Source organism: Psychrobacter sp. KCTC 72983 (assembly GCF_014280455.1).
Classification (GTDB): Bacteria; Pseudomonadota; Gammaproteobacteria; order Pseudomonadales; family Moraxellaceae; genus Psychrobacter; species Psychrobacter pacificensis.
Genome location: NZ_CP060390.1, coordinates 64,465 through 81,308 on the forward strand (window position 1 = coordinate 64,465; position 16,844 = coordinate 81,308).

Below are 16,844 nucleotides of genomic sequence, written 5' to 3' on the forward strand. Positions count from 1 at the left end.
ATTTATTTAAGCACGCTTTTTTTGTCATAAATTGGATAGGTAATACTGCTGTAATACCGCACACAATAAGCGTCTAGACAGGTAATATCTAGATGCGCTACATTCATGAAGCTTTGCCTATCGCTAAGACGTTCTGTTTATATACATTAGGAATTATTTATGAATACCTTTAACAAAACTGCCAGTTTAGGTGCAATATTGGCCGGTGCGCTCGTTTTAAGCGCTTGTCAAAGCACGCCATCATCACCAGTGATCCAGCGCGCCAACTCTATTTATGAAACCACGGGAATCGCTGATACCAAAGTCAAAGCGCAGCAAAATGCAATTGATAGTGCGCAAAAAACCTGTCGAAGCAAACAAGTCATTATCGTTGATGACAATGTCAAATATAATGGTATCTTAAATGAACGTACTGGCCGTATGGTTGGGCAAGTGGGTTCCGTGGTTGGCTCAATCTTTGGCACGGGCACGCCAGATTTGTCACGCAATGATGATTATGAGTACAAGATCAATTTTCGTTGTCAGTAACTCTCTATCAGTAACTCCCTATCAGTAACTCTCTAAATGAGCGACGCCATTTGCGTTTCTCTAGCATCACCTGACATACTGTGATTTATGAAATAGCCAACAAGCCGCGATATGGATGATATATCAATCAAAGCTTGTTGGCTTTACTTTTTGTGCGCGCCCTTTTGGGTTAAACTATCCGCTATCGTATTCAGCACATCCTCATCAGTCTTTATATTTTCATTATCTTTGGTCTTATATCATGCGCAAACCTAACCTTTCAAATATCAAACAGGCCAAAGTACTCGCACCTGCCAAAGATTTGGCCACTCTAGAGGCCGAGCTCGCTGAGCAAGAAGACCATTTAGAGGATACAGTCCTACGCCTGAGTGATTACTTATCCGCGGTTGAAATGGTCATCAAACAGACCTTTGACCATCGGGTATGGGTCAAAGCTGAAATCCGTAACCTGTCGAGCAAAGGTGGTCACTATTACTTTGAATTGGCAGAAAAAGACGATGATGGCAAAGTGGTCGCCAGCTGCCGCGGCAACCTTTGGCGCTTTAAAGCGGCTCGTGTATTAGCCAAGTTTGAGCGCGCAACGGGTATGCCGCTTGAGCGTGACTTGACCGTACTCCTTAAAGTATCGGCAGGATTCCATGCCCAGTACGGTTTTTCAATCACGATTGAGGATATCGATCCCAGCTATACCCTAGGCGACTTGGCACGGCAGTATGCAGAAATGGTTGATCGCTTAACAGGCGAAGGGCTATTACACCTCAATCAGCAGCTGCCTACCCCTTTTGATATCGAGCATGTGCTGGTCATCGCGCCTGAAAAGGCGGCTGGATTGGGTGACTTTCAAGCAGATGCGGATCGCTTAGCCAGTACAGGTGCTTGTCATTTCCACTACCATAATGCGACTTTTCAAGGCAATCATGCACCCGCTGAGATACGCCAAGCCATCGTTAGTGCTCAGCAGCAGTTTTATGAAATTTATCAGCGTTTGCCTGATTTATTGGTGATTATTCGCGGCGGCGGTGCGGTTGGTGATTTGGCTTATCTTAATGATTATGAGCTGGCAGCGTTGGTTGCTGAGCAGCCTGTGCCTGTCTGGGTGGGTATCGGTCATGAACGCGACAAAGTGATCTTAGATGAAGTGGCGCACACCAGCTTTGATACGCCCTCAAAAGTGATTGCTGCTATCCATAGCCATTTAGCCCAGCTCGTCACTCAGACGCTACAATATCAAGCGCAAATCAAACAAGCCGCTCAGCGCCAACTCAATACGGCGGAGCAACAAAGCACACGCCAGTTGAGCCAAATACAGTCGCAAACTATTGGGCAACTCACCGCTCTGCGAAAAGACAGTGATTATGCGTGGCGTAGCATTCAACAAAGCGCACAGCGTCAAGTAAAGCAAGCCGCTAGACTGACGGCTGAGCGATATACACAAACGCAAACCTTGGCACGTCAACAACTGACGAAAGCCGCGACCAATAGCAAAACTCATCAAGAATCGATTATGCAAAACGTGCAGCAGCAAGTCATACAAGCACAGCGTGATAGCGAACATCTACGTGATATTGTGCTATTACATCGCCCGTCTCGCGTGCTCAAACAAGGCTATACCATGCTCACGGATGCCAAAAACAACCAAACGCTCACGACCAGCACCCAACTGTCTCCTGAGCAAACTGTCAATATCATTTTAAAAGATGGCAATGCAAAAGCGCAGATTATCGATGTCAATATCGACAAGAAAGCGACTGAAACCTCAGACATGCCCATTTAATCATATAATAATATCTAACAACTACTTATCTACTTACCTTTAACAATTAGGAAATTTTATGACCACCCCTACTCGCAGACGCAAAAAAGCCGCCCCAAAAACCTTTAAGGCAGCTTACGATATTTTAAAAACCAATGCGGCCGAATTACAGCAACAAGACGAGCCTGATATTGATAATCTGATGACCACGGTTGAAGAATCTATTGCTGCTTATCGCGTTTGCGAAACCCGTATTAACGCGGTACAGCAAGCATTGGATGCGGCCTTCGCCGAAGAAAAACCTACTAGCAGCACGGACAGTTAGTTTATTCAGGCTCATCAACTTCAAAGACTTGGCGTAGATAGGCAAGATACGTGTCATTATTGATCATGGTCTTGCCTGGGCTATCAGAGAGCTTGGCCACTGGCTGACCATTGCACTCAACCAATTTAAGTACGATATTAATCGGTGTGATACCCATGTCATTGGTCAAATTGGTGCCAATGCCAAAGCTGGTTCTGATACGGTCTTTGAAGTATTGATGCAGCTCCCACGCTTTTTCTAAATCCAGCCCATCACTAAAGGTCAAGATTTTTGTTTTTGGGTCTATTTTTAGCTTTTCATAATGCGCCACAGCTTTATCTCCCCAGATGTAAGGGTCGCCACTATCGTGACGCAGCCCATCAAAGAGCTTGGCAAAATACAAATCAAAGTCGCGCAAGAACGCATCCATACCAACCACGTCTGTCAATGCAATACCCAAATCACCGCGATATTCATGCACCCATGCTTCAAGCGCGGCCTTTTGTGAATCGCGCAGACGTACATCCAATGCCTGAAAGGCTTGCATAAACTCATGTGCCATCGTGCCTATCGGTGTCATGCCGAGCTGTTTTGCCAGATATACATTGGATGTGCCGCCCACGATTTTTGGCGCAGCCTTGTATAATGTCTCTACCACATGCGCCTGCCAGCGTTTGCTAAAGCGGCGACGCGTCCCAAAATCAGCGACGATAAACGGCGGCGTATTACGATCTTCTTTTTTCTGCTCTGCCGCATATTGATGCAGCAATGCCACTTTTTCATCGAGGCGGCGCTGCCCTTCTACAATCACGCTATCGTCAGATAACGCATTGAAATATAGCTCATTGACGATAGCCAGCACAAATACTTCAAAGAACATTGCCTGTATCATCGGTCCTTCGATGTCGATAGACAAACGGCCTTTCTCATCGATACTGACGGTAATAAACCGGCGCTTTAGCTTAAATAGCTCAAGATAATCCACAAAGTCTGAGCGCATAAAGCGCAAACCACGTAGGTAGTCCAGCTCATCTGGCAAAAAGCGCAGTTCACACAGGCTGTCTAGTTGCTGCTCTAGATCTTTTTTGATATTGGCGAGTGGATAAGCGGTGTCTTTATTATTGCGGCAGCGAAAACGGTAGACCCCATGCGTCTGCGGAAATTGATGCAACATGGCTTGCAACATCGTAAATTTGTACAAATCATTATCAAGCAGTGAGGTAATAATAGGTGAATAAGTAGCAGTCATGCTATGGCCTTAAAAGTGCAGAAATGAGAAACAAGTGTCACCGAATCAACCAAGCGACCTTATGTCTGAATAATAAATAACATCTGGATAATAGACGCCCATAAAGTATGCGTCATCCATAAACCATCCAGTATAACGAAGTTTGGTATTGATGTCAGAGTTCGCATGAGATTGCAGCAAAATTCGTACAACCACCGAAAATGATCATCGAATATCTAATAGTTACATGAAACAAAAAAGACGCTAAGAGTGAACTTAGCATCTTTTTTATTTATCCAAAGGTGGCAATAAAACGACTATGATTTCACCAGTTTTACCAATGGTGCATAGCCCGATTGCGGCATCACATCGACTGGTATGAACTGTAGCGCCCCGCCATTGATGCAATAACGCAGCCCGCCACGGTCTTTTGGACCGTCAGGAAATACATGACCCAGATGTGAATCTGCTACGCGCGAGCGCACCTCAGTACGTACCATATTGAATGCCGTATCTTGATGCTGAGTAATCACTTGCATATCAATAGGCTTGGTAAAGCTGGGCCAGCCGCATCCTGACTGGTATTTGTCTGTCGACAAAAACAACGGCTCACCACTGACTACGTCGACATAAATACCAGGCGCAAATAAATCATCATATTCATGACTAAAGGCGCGCTCCGTCCCAGCCTCTTGCGTGATATTGTATTGCGCTTTAGTCAACGTATTCTTTAGCGCATCTTTGTCAAATTTAGCATAGCGCTTGGGATCTAACGTCTCAGCGACCGTATTAGCTGGCGCAAGTTTGGTGCGAGCTGCCCCTTCAGGCTTATCATCAGCAAGACTCAAATCAATATGACAATAACCATTTGGATTTTTTGCCAGATAATCCTGATGATACATCTCAGCCAAATAAAAATTATCTAAGGGCTCATTTTCGACCACGACTTTTTGCTCGTATTTGCTTTGTACACGCTTGAGCGCAGCATCAATCACGGCTTTGTCTTCTGTGTCGGTGTAATACACACCTGAGCGATACTGCACACCGCGATCATTACCTTGCTTGTTCAGACTCGTTGGATCAACCACTCGGAAATAGTATTTTAAGATGGTATCGAGGTCTGTTTTGTCGGCATCATAGGTAACTTTTACGGTTTCTGCATGCCCTGAGCCACGAATGACTTGCTCATAGCTTGGATTGGCTGTATCGCCATTGGCGTAACCTGATACGGCATCGATGACGCCATCAACGCGCTCCATATAAGCTTCAACACCCCAAAAACAGCCCCCTGCAAGGTAGATTGAGCGGGTGTTGATTGGTTTGCCGGTCTCATTGTAATACACGCCATCTTTTTGCTTGATGGTTTCGATTTTATGGTTATCTGATGCTTGTGCATTGGCAGGTTTAGCGTTACCTGCTTTGAGCTCAGCAAAGCCATTATCTGCATTTTCGGCAAGTGCGTAGGCTTGCTCTGCTGATATATTACCTTTTACCAAGTGTACTAGATTGCCATTTTTATCAAGGATAGCCCAGCTTGGATAAACTTGCACGCCAAGCTTATTGATAAGTTCACCTGAAGGGTCAGTCAAGACAGGCAAGTTTGGGTAGTCAGCTTGTACGCCTGCATACCAAGTACTAAACTCATCATCCGCTTTTTCATTCAGGTGACCAGGACTGGCGACAGTCATGACATTCAGCCCTGAAAATTTGGGATCCATGCGCCATGTCTCAGTCTCCTTTAACGTTCCCAAGCATAACGGGCACCAACTCGCCCAAAATTTTACCAAGGTTGGCTTATTAGGATCAATCACTGCCGCACCTGTGTCGCCTAAGCCGCTCGTTAGCTGCGACAATGCTTGCATTTGTTTGAGCATGTCGGAAGGCAACATGTCACGAGAGCTTGTGACACCAGTATTTTGACTACCTGATTTGGTACTACTGCTTGCGCTGCTTTCTGCATTACTCATCTGGCCACAGGCGACTAATATTCCTGCACTTAGCACTGTTGTCATGCTAAAGGCGCTAACATTTTTTAGCCAGCTTAGTGAGCGAGGTTTCTTAATTTCTTCATGATTACTATTTTTTTGATTGTTTTTATATGACATGACATGTCCTTGTTACGAATGGTGCGAGTTTTGGCAACCATGAGCGACTACATTGCTCAAAATTCTATTATGAGGAACTCAAGTTAAAGAGATAAGACTTTGAAAAATGGTGGAGAGACAGTGATTCTGATGGTTGAGACGCATTAGTTCATCTTAATAGTATACAACGCTACTGGAGCCTACTTTAATAGTAAGCTATCGATAGCTACACTTATTTAACAGGATAGTAAGAGTGCTGATAGAGAAGTGTCTGACACCCTCATCAGTCCCAATTAAGCTTTGGCACGCATAAACTGCTCGACATAATCATCAGCAGGATTGTGTCTTAAGTCGCTTGGTGTTCCTGTCTGTACTAAGCGTCCGCCATTTAAAATACTGATGCGCTGACCAACTTTAATAGCCTCATCGATATCATGGGTGATAAAAACGATGGTTTTGTTCAGGCGCTCTTGTAGTTCTAATAATTGATCTTGCAACTGCGCGCGAATAAGCGGATCAAGCGCAGAGAATGCCTCATCCATCAATAAGATGGGATTGTCCGTTGCTAGCGCACGAGCCAGCCCAACACGCTGCTGCATCCCACCTGATAGCTCATCAGGGTAGCTGTGCTCTAAATTGGTAAGCCCCACTTCATTGAGCCAATAACGCGCGATCTCATGACGCTCGCTCACACTCATTTTACGGACACGCAGACCATAAGCGACGTTTTGAATCACAGTCATGTGTGGAACTAAGCCGAAATGCTGAAAAACCATGCTGACCGTTTGCTGGCGGTAGTGCTGCAATTGTTTATCATTAAGTTCTAAAATATTGATAGCGTTAGATGAGCTTTCGTCTACTGGCGCAGTGTTTGCCTGAGTATTATCCTTGGCGTGCGTTTTGGTATTGACCGTCGTGTTAACCCATATCTCGCCGCTGGTTGGATCAATCAATCGATTGAGATGACGTATCAAGGTCGACTTGCCAGAGCCTGACAACCCCATAATACAATGCAGCTCCCCTGCTTTGATATCGAGATTGATATCGTAGAGCCCCACCGAGTAGCCAGTTTGTTCTTTAACTGCAACGCTATCCATACCCTCAGCCAGTAACGCCATTGCAGACTGGGCTTGCGTGCTATTGGCATTATAGATTTTACTGATATTTTTTAGCTGGATATGATTCATCGTGACTCTCGCTATTTGCTTGATTTTTTATGCTGGCTTTACTCATTGACTATTGGACAAGTTTCTACCCAATCGGACGCCTGCCTGCTTTGATCGTTTTTTGACGAGCACGCTTTCCTTGACCAAAGGCTTGAGTAATGCGGTCAATGATAATGGCAACGATAACGATCGCCGTACCCGCTTGTAAGCCTTGCCCGATATTAAGCGTTTGGATAGATTGCAATACATCTTCACCAAGGCCTGGGGCACCAATCATCGACGCCAGTACCACCATGGCAAGCGACATCATCACCGCTTGGTTAATACCAGCCATGATACTAGGCAACGCCTGTGGCAGTTTAATCCAAATGAGTAGCTGTAAATGCGTACTACCAAAAGAGCGTCCTGCCTCGACCATTTCATGATTCACTTGGGTAACACCCAACGTTGTCAGACGAATCAGTGGCGGCAACGCGTAAATAACCGTTGCAAAAAGTGCAGGCACTTTACCAATACCAAACAGCATCAGTACCGGTATGAGATACACAAAGCTTGGCATCGTCTGCATTACATCAAGTACTGGCGTCACAATCTTGCGCAGCAGCTTGCTACCCGACATGGCAATGCCGATAGGAATACCAGTCACTACTGTAACGAGCACCGATACAATAAGCAGAGCCAAGGTGTCAATCAGTGCTCCCCATAAGCCAAAAGCACCAATCAAAAATAGCCCCGCGCCGCATGCCAACGCAAACCAAATCTTGCGTACACCAAACCACGCCAATACAGCCACCAAGGCGATAATCAGCCAAGGCGGAATAATCGTTAATAATCGCTCAATGGGTAAGAGCAAGTACGTAAGTGTCACCGTGCTAATAGTGCGAAATACGTCTCCGTAGTTTTGGACGACGCTTGATAAGGCATTGTTGAGCGGGGTCTCAAGTGACCATGATGGAAAACTGGATGATAATACCGACTGATCCATAGTAGAAGCAGTATCATCAATCGAGGTGGTACCGTCCAAACTGACACCTAGCTTAGTCGCAAGATTGGTAGCAGCTTCCTCAGACAACCAACCGCGCCAAACGTCTGGGTTATCACGCAAAAACACCAACGCCTGCTCATCGCCACTACGCTTACTCTCACTCATCTCCAAGATAGCGCCGTTCAGCTCATCAGGCGTAAACTGTATCTTTTTGAAGACCTCTGCCAGCTCAGGGTTAGATTCGATAAATGGGGTAGATACGGCAATACCTAGCGGCGATACGGGAAAACCAGACACGCAATCAGATGTACCGTCAGCGAGTAATAGGTCTTGCCAGCAGGCATCTTTGTGATCTGGGAACTCCAAAGCAGCAAAATCATACTTTGCCATTAGGCCCGTAGGCTGCCAGTAGTAAAACAATAGAGGCTTGTGCTGCTCAAAAGCAGAGGCGATTTCGGCATCGAGCGCAGCGCCCGTACCAGGATGAGCATTGTTAAAAATACTATCAAGCCCCGTATTTTTTAGAAGGCGCGTATTAAAAATCTCACAGGTCCAGCCAGAAGGACAGTTCATAAAGCGAGATTTGCTCGGATCTTCAGGGTCTTTGAATAGATCAGCATATTTGGGCAAGTCTTGATAACGACGTAGCCCTGGGTTTTCTTCTAATACATATTTTGGGACATACCACCCTTGGGTTGCGCCGCCTTTGAGCGTATCGCCAATGACGGCCACTTTGTTCTGCTCGATGGCATTTTCCATGATTGGTGAGCGTCCAATCCACTGCTCACCGATGATCTGAATATCGTTTTGAGACAATGCGGTCTCAAGCGCAGGTCCTGCTCCTGGTACCTCCTCGACCGTACAGTCGTAACCCTCTTCAGCAATATATTTGAGTACCCCAGAAGTAAACTGTCCGCTCTCCCACGTCAGTGCGCCAAACTTGATCGGTGACTCACAAGCTGCTGATGCTGATAAAGGCAGCAACAACGCGCTCATACACAGTAAACTTAATGCAATCCATTGGCGCATGCTTTGTCCTATTTATTGTTTTGTACTGGCATGAAAGAAGTATCACAACCACAGAGCATCACGATGCCATATTGACTCACAACATCTATGAATCATTCATTGTTGTTTAGACTTACTACAAAGTGTAGCGACTTATAGGAGTAATAACAAATGCTTATTTGTCGATTGCTGAGATTGTTAAACCTCATGCCATGCAGATATAACGCTATCATTAATAAATCTTTTCCCAATGCTAACCTTTGATTTTTTGACAAAAAAATAGCACCTATTTTTATAGATGCTATAGATATAGGTATCGAATGAAGAGAGTTCAAAATCAATTTTTGAATAACTCCCATAGAGCAATTATTTCAAAAACAATGCCATCGCCTTTTTAAACAGTCCACCATAAGGCGGCAATAAGAAATTGAGACCATTTAGCTTGGTCTGTACAAAGATAGGTTTCATATGGCTCAAGCGCTCAAAGCCCGCTTTGCCATGGTATGCGCCTGTACCAGAGTCACCGACCCCACCAAACGGCAAGTCATGCTGGGCGACATGCATGATCACTTCATTGATACATAGACCACCAGAGACGGTATGATTGCGCACATTTTCGATATAGCTGTGGTTGTCGCTAAAGACATACAGCGCTAATGGACGTGGACGCGCGTTGACGAAAGAAATCGCATCGTCGAGTGTCTCATAATGCACCAATGGCAAAATCGGGGCAAAAATCTCATTTTGCATCAGATCGCTATCAGGCGCAGGCTCGCTCACAATCACAGGTGGCATCAAGCGCGTTTCGATATTGGGCTCAACTGCAGTAAGTGCGTGTATCTCAACACCTGTTAGCGCGTCTAGGTAACCCTTGACCCGTTTAAACTGCTCACCATTGATAATGCGTGAATAGTCTGGATTGTTTTCGATATTGGGATAGTGCTTGGCCATCCACTCTTTTGCCAAATGAATAAACTGATCATGATATTGACGCTGAATCAATACATAATCTGGAGCAATACACGTCTGACCTGCATTTAGTGTTTTACCCATCATGACACGGTTGACCACCGACTCTAGATTGGCATCATCCAATACAATCACTGGTGACTTACCGCCAAGCTCAAGCGTCACTGGGGTCAAGTTAGGCGCAGCGGCAGCCATTACCTTTTTGCCTACAGCAGTCGAACCCGTGTATAGCAAGTGGTCAAATGGTAACTCACTAAAGGCGGCCGCAATATCCACCTCACCCAGCACCACACAAATCATATCGGGCGAAAAATAACGAGAAATGGCATCAGCAAATGTCTGAGCAAACTGCGGCGCAGCTTCGCTCATTTTGACCATGATACGGTTGCCCGCGGTGATTGCATCAATCATCGGACCAATCGCCAAAAACAGCGGATAATTCCACGGCACCATGATACCGACCACCCCCAATGGCTGCGGCTGAATCTCGTTGTGAGCGGGCATATATAAGGGTGAAATAGGCGCACGATACGTTTTCATCCATTTTTTGCCGTGCTTTTTGGCATGACTGATACCCGTAAAGCTTGGAAACAACTCAGCAAACTGAGTCTCTGATTGGCTACGATAGCCAAAGTCTGCGCTGATTGCTTTTGCAAAGCTTTCTTGATTGTCGCTCAGCATCACCTCCAGATTATCTAGCTGAGTCTCACGAGTACCCCAATCATTGATCGGCTGCTTACGGCTTAGCATTTGTAAGCGCGCAAATTGCGCTTTCATCTCATCGATGGTTTTTGCGGTACTCAACGCTTCAGGCATACGCTGCAACGCAAAACCTGCATCGGTTGGTGCCTGCTCATGGGCGTGTTGGTTGCTATCTGTCATTTATCTTCCTTGTCGTGCTCATATGATGTCACATGGTCACTATGTTTATTGAATTATGGTTTATTGAATTATGGTGTTACTTTGTTAGTCAGACGCGCGCATCCGTTATATGCCCTGACCGTACATTTTATTCGGTTTTGCTTATCAAACTTTAATGTAGCGCATTGACTGCGCAATGAACAGCTTCTTTGGTTGACTAGTGCGTCTGTACTAGTGTTGTCTACCTATCAGCTAACTCAATGATATATAAATATTTTTATGGTCCTTCATGACTTTTCACCCTTAGTATTTAACTGTCTTTTAGACTGCGTGATAGCATATAATCTTTGAGCGATACCTGCCAAAACTGCTACACTAGCCATCGGCATTATATATATTTAAACCAGACAATAATAAGACAGACACGCTCATGCAAAACGACACACAACCGCTCAATGACATGCTGATCAGTAAATCTCTGTCAGCAGCCGATTATGTTCCCACTCTCGATGCCATGCTGTCACGTACTCTCGAACGTATCGATCTAAAAAAACAGCAAGGACTGCGCACGCCTGATGAGTTATGGATCGTTGATCACAACGATGTTTATACGCTTGGACAAGCAGGCAAAGAAGAGCACATATTGCAGCGCACCGACACGCCGATTATCAAGACCGACCGCGGTGGTCAGGTAACTTGGCATGGTCACGGACAGCTGGTACTTTACTGGTTGTTTGACTTAAACAGTTTGGGCTGGAGTGTGCGCCATCTGGTCTCCCATGCTGAGCAGGCGATAGAGGATGTGGTAAATGACTGTCTGCATAGCTCGCCATCTAGTCGTGACAATATCAGTGCCCACGCCCGCCGTGATGCGCCTGGTGTGTATCTGTATGCGGAGTCACCTGTAACGAATATGGCGGATGATCCAGATGGCATGCCAGCCAGTAGCGACTCTTTGGATGACAAGATTATGCTTGGGAAAATAGCGTCATTGGGCTTTAAGATTAAGCATGGTTTTAGCTATCATGGTATCGCAATTAACTTAGACTGTGATTTGTCAGCATTTAATGCTATCAATCCTTGCGGTTATGCGGGGATGCAGATGTTGCGCTTGTCTGATTTTGTGGCCATGCAGACAGATTCAGAGCAAAAAGAGTCAGAAACACAAACGACTCAACAAATCAGCGACACATTAAACTACAAGATAGTTACTCAAAAACTTATCGATAATATCGCCAAGCGTCATGCTGGACTGATTGAATTGCGAGCAATAGCGCCAAAGTGAGTTTTGAGTCCATTTTTGCATAATCTTTTTTTGCATAATATCTTGCACGCTTAGACTTAAGCATTAAGAGAAAATTTAGACCAAACTTGTTATAATCGCACCCAGTACAAATCGGGTGCGGTAAAAATTTTGCAGTATCCCTAGCTAAATCAATCATTCAAACACCTAAAACAAAAGCAAATTGGAGCATTTCATGGCAGATTTTAACAAAATTTTGGATGCAGGCGACGTAGACGGCGGCATCATCAATGTAGTAGTAGAAATCCCAACTGGTAGCAGTCATAAAATTGAGTGGAATCGCGACTTGGCCGTATTTGAGCTTGATCGTATTGATCCACAGATTTTTGCTAAGCCATGTAACTATGGTTTCATCCCGCAAACGCTTGACGAAGATGGTGATGAGCTAGATGCATTGATTTTGACTGAGCAGCCGCTACCGACTGGCATCTTTTTAAAGGCCAAAGTCATCGGTGTCATGAAGTTTGTTGATGATGGCGAAGTCGATGACAAAATCGTTGTCGTCCCTGCTGATGACCGTGATACGGGCAATGCCTACAACAGCCTAGAAGATCTGCCAAAGCAGTTGATCAACCAACTAGAGTTCCATTTCAGCCACTATAAAGACCTGAAAAAAGCGGGTACTACCGTGGTCGAATCTTGGGGTGATGTGAGCGAAGCCAAAGAAGTCATCAAAGAATCTATCCAACGCTGGAAAGATCTATAATTTATCAAAATTGGCTCAATGCTGATAAAAGATAAAGAGTAAAATACCGCGATCACACTGTGATGGCGGTATTTTTTTGCTTGAATACTCTGCGTGTAACTTGAATACTCTGTATGTAAAATGGTTATAATAAACGCGACTACTCATTCACACTCATACGCCGTAATAAGGACAGCCATGTTTAACCCCGACCCCAGCGCAAAGCCTGTCAGTACAAAGTTGCCAAAAGACATCATTATGATGGTCGAAAAAAACAACTTGGTGATGGCCATCAAAACCTTGGCGGCCGACGAAAACATCAGTATGGATGAAGCCAAAACCAGAATTGATGCCTATGAGACTGCACTCAAGGTAAAACAACAGCAAAAGCTCAATACCATCGCCAGCAAACAAGGTATCCCAAATCAGGCCATTAGTTTCGATAGAGAGCAAGAGGTCGAAGATGAGCCCGGTCCATTGGTAAAAAATCGCGTCAAAACCACCAAGCAAAGCCAAGCATTTAAGAGCTTGCAAGATGGTGTCAATGGTCAGCTGAATGACTTGGGTTATAAGAAACCTTTGCTCCCTTATTGGCTAAAACGATTACTCGTCATCGCTGTCTTGATGATGGGTATATTTTGGATATTGTGGCGAGTGTTTGGTTAAGTAAAGTACTTGAGCGCGATACTTTTTATAGAACCGTTTATCGCTGATACTGTAGCCTGCGAGTATTGTTACTCACAGGCTGGACAATAGAAAAGCCTAACAAGGTTTGTTGGTTTCGCTAGTCTGTTATAAGTGGTTCCATTATAGCAGTCTGTTTTAAATGGTCTGTTAATAGGTTTGAAGGGTTAAATGGTTGGTTCCCTTGGGGTATAGCTTTTGAAACCATTTTTCTTTATATTGTCACTTAGACAGGCTGGGCATTTGATGTATAGTGTCATTTGCATTTCACTATTTATCAATTTCTCAGCCTGTTTTTTTCCAGCCTACTTTTTGAACCACCACCCGGATATAAATGTAGCTATGAATAAAACAACTTTTAAAATATCGAAGATGGACTGCCCTTCGGAGGAAAACCTAATCCGAATGAAATTAGAGGGCCACTCGAATATTGAACATCTTGAGTTCGACATTCCTAACCGTCAATTAACTGTGTTTCATCATGACAATATAGAAGGGATAGAGACTGCTATTCATGACCTAAAATTAGGAGACACCCTACTCTCGACCGAAACCATTGACCCCTCTGATCCCAACAATAATTTTAAAATTGATGCTGACTCTAGTCACAAAAAAGATGCTGAGCAAAGAAAGCTACTATGGATAGTGCTGGTCATTAACTTTGCTTTCTTTATTATTGAAATGAGCACGGGACTGATTTCTCGTTCGATGGGGTTGGTCGCCGACAGCTTAGATATGTTAGCAGATAGCTTCGTGTACGGAATTAGCTTATTTGCGGTCGGTGGAACGGTCATTAAGAAAAAACGGATTGCTAGAATTGCCGGATATTTTCAAATTACGCTAGCGATTCTTGGTTTTTTAGAAGTACTAAGACGTTTCTTTGGCAATGAGCAGTTACCTGACTTTTCTACCATGATAGTCATATCGATTCTTGCGCTAATTGCAAACTTGATTTGCCTCTATTTACTACAAAAATCGAAAAGCAAAGAAGAAGAAGCCCATATGCAAGCCAGTATGATTTTCACTTCAAACGATGTGATTATCAATTTAGGGGTAATTGTTGCAGGGATTTTGGTTAATTGGTTACACTCTAGTACGCCTGATTTGATTATTGGTAGCATCGTATTTGCTGTAGTTATTCAGGGCGCCTTTAGAATATTGAAGTTGAGTAAGTAGCCAAGCCTAATAACTGAAGCAAATAGCTCAAGTAAGTAGCTTAATTAAACCGCTAAGTGTAAAGTAACTGGGTTTGAAGCAAATAAACATCATAAGGATATGAGACCTCAAGCAATGATTGAACAAACTTTAAATCTAGTCACCACCAAAGACCATCAGCAAGTTGCCGTTTGGCGAATAATAGATGATGAAGTCTTTGATAAGAATCTGGGAGACCTTCCTAAATTTTGTGTAAGTATTTAATCTAAACGTCAGTTACACAGAATCTGGGATGGTCTCTTCAAGTCCTCACTAGCGCACCGATCATAGATAGAATATCTATGGTAAGTACATCATGAAGTACACTGTGGCTATCTCAGCAAGTTGAAACCTTAATACCATTAGCTCACAGCCAAAGATTCAAGTCCTCACTAGGGAACCGCCCATTCTGCGCATAAAGGTGGATTATGGCAAATAAACTTTAACCGAAGTAAATTGCTAAGAACAAAAGGCTACTAACGCCTTACCTATCTATATTATAGGAACATCAATACAAATAGATAGGGTATTAAAAAAGGATACCATCGTATCCTTTTTTTTGTTTTCGTAATAATTGAGAATAAACCTATCTTAGTGATGCTCACCAGGGAGAATTCTGGCAAAGGCACGCTGAGCAAAGTTAGGCTTACTATCAGTCGTTTGCGCTGCCGTCGAACTTGGGAAGATACGATAACCAATTGATTGAATACCGACGTTAAAGGCTGGCACCAACGAGTACGTCGCTGAGGCGAATTTGCCCATATTACTGGCGATACTGTTTGGCTTATGGACAATCGCTTTTGCGACCATTAATGCGGCTTCATCAGGCATCAAAGCTGGCATATAACGGTATAGTTTGGTTGGGGCAATCATAGGGGTACGTACCAAGGGCATAAAGATATTGGTGACCTTGATATTATCGCCTTTGACTTCCGCGGCTAAGCAACGACTAAACGCATCTAACGCAGATTTTGACGCCACATACGCGGCAAAACGAGGGCTGTTGGCCAATACCCCAATCGAAGAGATATTGACGACTTGACCCGTCTGGCGGCTAATCATCGTCGGCAAGAAACCCAAAATAATTTTGACCGCGCCAAAATAATTGATTTCCATGGTGCGCTCAAAGTCATGAAAACGGTTGACCGACTCATGGACTGAACGGCGAATCGAGCGACCAGCATTATTGACCAATACATCCACATGTTTAAAATCAGCAAGAATTTGTTCGCTGATTTTTTCAATCTCATCCATATTGGTGAGGTCACATGGATAATAACTGGCCCTGCCACCCAATATTTCAATATTTTCTTTGACGGTTTTTAGTTTGTCTTCAGTACGCGCCAACAAAATAACATGCGCCCCGCACTCACTTAATAAAAAAGCCGTACGCTCGCCAATACCACTTGATGCACCCGTAATGATAATATTCTTGCCTTTTACTGCTTTTGTTATTGCTTTTTTCGAGGGATTAGCCATAAAAAGTCCTTTTTGTCTGTCCTATGCCAATGAATATTCGTTTACAGCATAGCAAAAAAATATCGCATACAGTGAACAAAACACCAATAGCTGATAGTTAACTTGACGGTTTTAGAGGTTTATAGTGATATATCATCATATAATAGTGACGATATTTAGCGCCATACTTTTTGCTAACTAATACAGAGGAGACATTATTTTGATCGGAAACCTAACCCACTATATTGACTTGATTGCCAAGATAGTCGAAGTCATTGGTGTCTTGATTATGTTCTTTGGACTCCTCTTTGCCTTTTACAAAGCATTTCGGGTATCGGGCGGCCTGAACCATAATACCTATGTAGAGAGTAGGCAGACCGTTGGCAAATCCATTCTTTTGGGACTTGAGGTACTGATTGCCGCAGACATTATGGCAACAGTGGTGACAGAGCCGACATTACGCAGCGTCTTGGTGTTGGGTATTATCGTGCTTATTCGTACGTTTTTGAGTTTATCACTACAAGTTGAGCTAGAAGGCCGATTCCCTTGGCAAAAAGAAAAGCCAACATCTGAGAAAAACTCTGATGCTATGCCTTTTAATGAAGCCACACTTGTTGATAACACATAGCTTTAA

14 protein-coding genes and 1 pseudogene are annotated in these 16,844 nt (G+C 44.0%); 8 read left to right on the forward strand and 7 right to left on the reverse strand.

Going from position 1 to position 16,844, the window contains the following annotated elements; genetic code table 11:
- Positions 1 to 159: 159 nt before the first annotated feature.
- The 3 genes from PSBA01_RS00265 (at position 160) to xseB (ending at position 2,606) form a co-directional block, all read left to right on the forward strand.
- Positions 160 to 528, forward strand: coding sequence for a hypothetical protein (locus PSBA01_RS00265; RefSeq protein WP_186474706.1), 369 nt, complete (start codon positions 160 to 162; stop codon positions 526 to 528).
- A gap of 241 nt (positions 529 to 769) precedes the next feature.
- Positions 770 to 2,302, forward strand: a complete 1,533-nt coding sequence (gene xseA / locus PSBA01_RS00270) for an exodeoxyribonuclease VII large subunit (protein ID WP_186474707.1) — start codon at positions 770 to 772, stop codon at positions 2,300 to 2,302.
- 58 nt (positions 2,303 to 2,360) lie between these two features.
- Positions 2,361 to 2,606 (forward strand): exodeoxyribonuclease VII small subunit, encoded by a 246-nt coding sequence (gene xseB / locus PSBA01_RS00275; RefSeq protein ID WP_075106096.1) that lies wholly within the window; start codon positions 2,361 to 2,363, stop codon positions 2,604 to 2,606.
- A gap of 1 nt (position 2,607) precedes the next feature.
- Here the strand turns inward: xseB and pncB are convergent, their stop codons facing one another.
- The 5 genes from pncB to PSBA01_RS00300 all read right to left on the reverse strand — a co-directional run bounded on the left by pncB (position 2,608) and on the right by PSBA01_RS00300 (position 10,907).
- Positions 2,608 to 3,834, reverse strand: coding sequence for a nicotinate phosphoribosyltransferase (pncB, locus tag PSBA01_RS00280; protein WP_186474708.1), 1,227 nt, complete (start codon positions 3,832 to 3,834; stop codon positions 2,608 to 2,610).
- A gap of 296 nt (positions 3,835 to 4,130) precedes the next feature.
- Positions 4,131 to 5,876: a bifunctional peptide-methionine (S)-S-oxide reductase MsrA/peptide-methionine (R)-S-oxide reductase MsrB gene (msrAB, locus tag PSBA01_RS00285; protein WP_416383523.1), complete on the reverse strand. Its 1,746-nt coding sequence runs from the start codon at positions 5,874 to 5,876 to the stop codon at positions 4,131 to 4,133.
- A gap of 314 nt (positions 5,877 to 6,190) precedes the next feature.
- Positions 6,191 to 7,084, reverse strand: a complete 894-nt coding sequence (locus tag PSBA01_RS00290) for an ATP-binding cassette domain-containing protein (protein ID WP_186474710.1) — start codon at positions 7,082 to 7,084, stop codon at positions 6,191 to 6,193.
- A 64-nt stretch (positions 7,085 to 7,148) separates the two neighbouring features.
- On the reverse strand, positions 7,149 to 9,077 hold the full coding sequence (locus PSBA01_RS00295) for a glycine betaine ABC transporter substrate-binding protein (protein WP_186474711.1): 1,929 nt from the start codon (positions 9,075 to 9,077) through the stop codon (positions 7,149 to 7,151).
- A gap of 345 nt (positions 9,078 to 9,422) precedes the next feature.
- On the reverse strand, positions 9,423 to 10,907 hold the full coding sequence (locus PSBA01_RS00300; protein ID WP_186474712.1) for a coniferyl aldehyde dehydrogenase: 1,485 nt from the start codon (positions 10,905 to 10,907) through the stop codon (positions 9,423 to 9,425).
- A 409-nt stretch (positions 10,908 to 11,316) separates the two neighbouring features.
- Here PSBA01_RS00300 and lipB point away from each other — a divergent pair, with 409 nt between their 5' ends.
- The 3 genes from lipB (at position 11,317) to PSBA01_RS00315 (ending at position 13,540) form a co-directional block, all read left to right on the forward strand.
- A complete protein-coding gene (lipB, locus tag PSBA01_RS00305; protein WP_186474713.1) occupies positions 11,317 to 12,171 on the forward strand; it encodes a lipoyl(octanoyl) transferase LipB in 855 nt (284 codons plus the stop codon).
- A 193-nt stretch (positions 12,172 to 12,364) separates the two neighbouring features.
- Entirely contained in the window at positions 12,365 to 12,895 is a 531-nt protein-coding gene (locus PSBA01_RS00310; protein WP_186474714.1) for an inorganic diphosphatase, read from the forward strand.
- Between the two features lie 177 nt (positions 12,896 to 13,072).
- Positions 13,073 to 13,540, forward strand: coding sequence for a hypothetical protein (locus tag PSBA01_RS00315; protein WP_186474715.1), 468 nt, complete (start codon positions 13,073 to 13,075; stop codon positions 13,538 to 13,540).
- A 209-nt stretch (positions 13,541 to 13,749) separates the two neighbouring features.
- On the opposite strand, the pseudogene PSBA01_RS00320 reads toward PSBA01_RS00315, so the two are convergent.
- A pseudogene (locus tag PSBA01_RS00320) lies at positions 13,750 to 13,824 on the reverse strand (IS1 family transposase); the annotation flags it as partial.
- Between the two features lie 76 nt (positions 13,825 to 13,900).
- Here PSBA01_RS00320 and PSBA01_RS00325 point away from each other — a divergent pair.
- On the forward strand, positions 13,901 to 14,734 hold the full coding sequence (locus tag PSBA01_RS00325) for a cation transporter (protein WP_186474716.1): 834 nt from the start codon (positions 13,901 to 13,903) through the stop codon (positions 14,732 to 14,734).
- A 609-nt stretch (positions 14,735 to 15,343) separates the two neighbouring features.
- On the opposite strand, the gene PSBA01_RS00330 is transcribed toward PSBA01_RS00325, so the two are convergent.
- Positions 15,344 to 16,231, reverse strand: coding sequence for an SDR family NAD(P)-dependent oxidoreductase (locus PSBA01_RS00330; protein WP_071001368.1), 888 nt, complete (start codon positions 16,229 to 16,231; stop codon positions 15,344 to 15,346).
- A gap of 199 nt (positions 16,232 to 16,430) precedes the next feature.
- Here PSBA01_RS00330 and PSBA01_RS00335 point away from each other — a divergent pair, with 199 nt between their 5' ends.
- Complete coding sequence (locus tag PSBA01_RS00335) at positions 16,431 to 16,838, forward strand: DUF1622 domain-containing protein (protein ID WP_228724598.1); 408 nt, start codon at positions 16,431 to 16,433, stop codon at positions 16,836 to 16,838.
- Positions 16,839 to 16,844: the final 6 nt, after the last annotated feature.

Coding starts and splice junctions, on each gene's coding strand:
- PSBA01_RS00290 (WP_186474710.1), bottom strand. CDS start 7,084: ATGAATCATATCCAGCTAAAAAATATCAGTAAAATCTATAATGCCAAT.
- PSBA01_RS00330 (WP_071001368.1), bottom strand. CDS start 16,231: ATGGCTAATCCCTCGAAAAAAGCAATAACAAAAGCAGTAAAAGGCAAG.
- PSBA01_RS00325 (WP_186474716.1), top strand. CDS start 13,901: ATGAATAAAACAACTTTTAAAATATCGAAGATGGACTGCCCTTCGGAG.
- xseA (WP_186474707.1), top strand. CDS start 770: ATGCGCAAACCTAACCTTTCAAATATCAAACAGGCCAAAGTACTCGCA.
- xseB (WP_075106096.1), top strand. CDS start 2,361: ATGACCACCCCTACTCGCAGACGCAAAAAAGCCGCCCCAAAAACCTTT.
- PSBA01_RS00295 (WP_186474711.1), bottom strand. CDS start 9,077: ATGCGCCAATGGATTGCATTAAGTTTACTGTGTATGAGCGCGTTGTTG.
- pncB (WP_186474708.1), bottom strand. CDS start 3,834: ATGACTGCTACTTATTCACCTATTATTACCTCACTGCTTGATAATGAT.
- PSBA01_RS00300 (WP_186474712.1), bottom strand. CDS start 10,907: ATGACAGATAGCAACCAACACGCCCATGAGCAGGCACCAACCGATGCA.
- PSBA01_RS00315 (WP_186474715.1), top strand. CDS start 13,073: ATGTTTAACCCCGACCCCAGCGCAAAGCCTGTCAGTACAAAGTTGCCA.
- PSBA01_RS00310 (WP_186474714.1), top strand. CDS start 12,365: ATGGCAGATTTTAACAAAATTTTGGATGCAGGCGACGTAGACGGCGGC.
- PSBA01_RS00265 (WP_186474706.1), top strand. CDS start 160: ATGAATACCTTTAACAAAACTGCCAGTTTAGGTGCAATATTGGCCGGT.
- lipB (WP_186474713.1), top strand. CDS start 11,317: ATGCAAAACGACACACAACCGCTCAATGACATGCTGATCAGTAAATCT.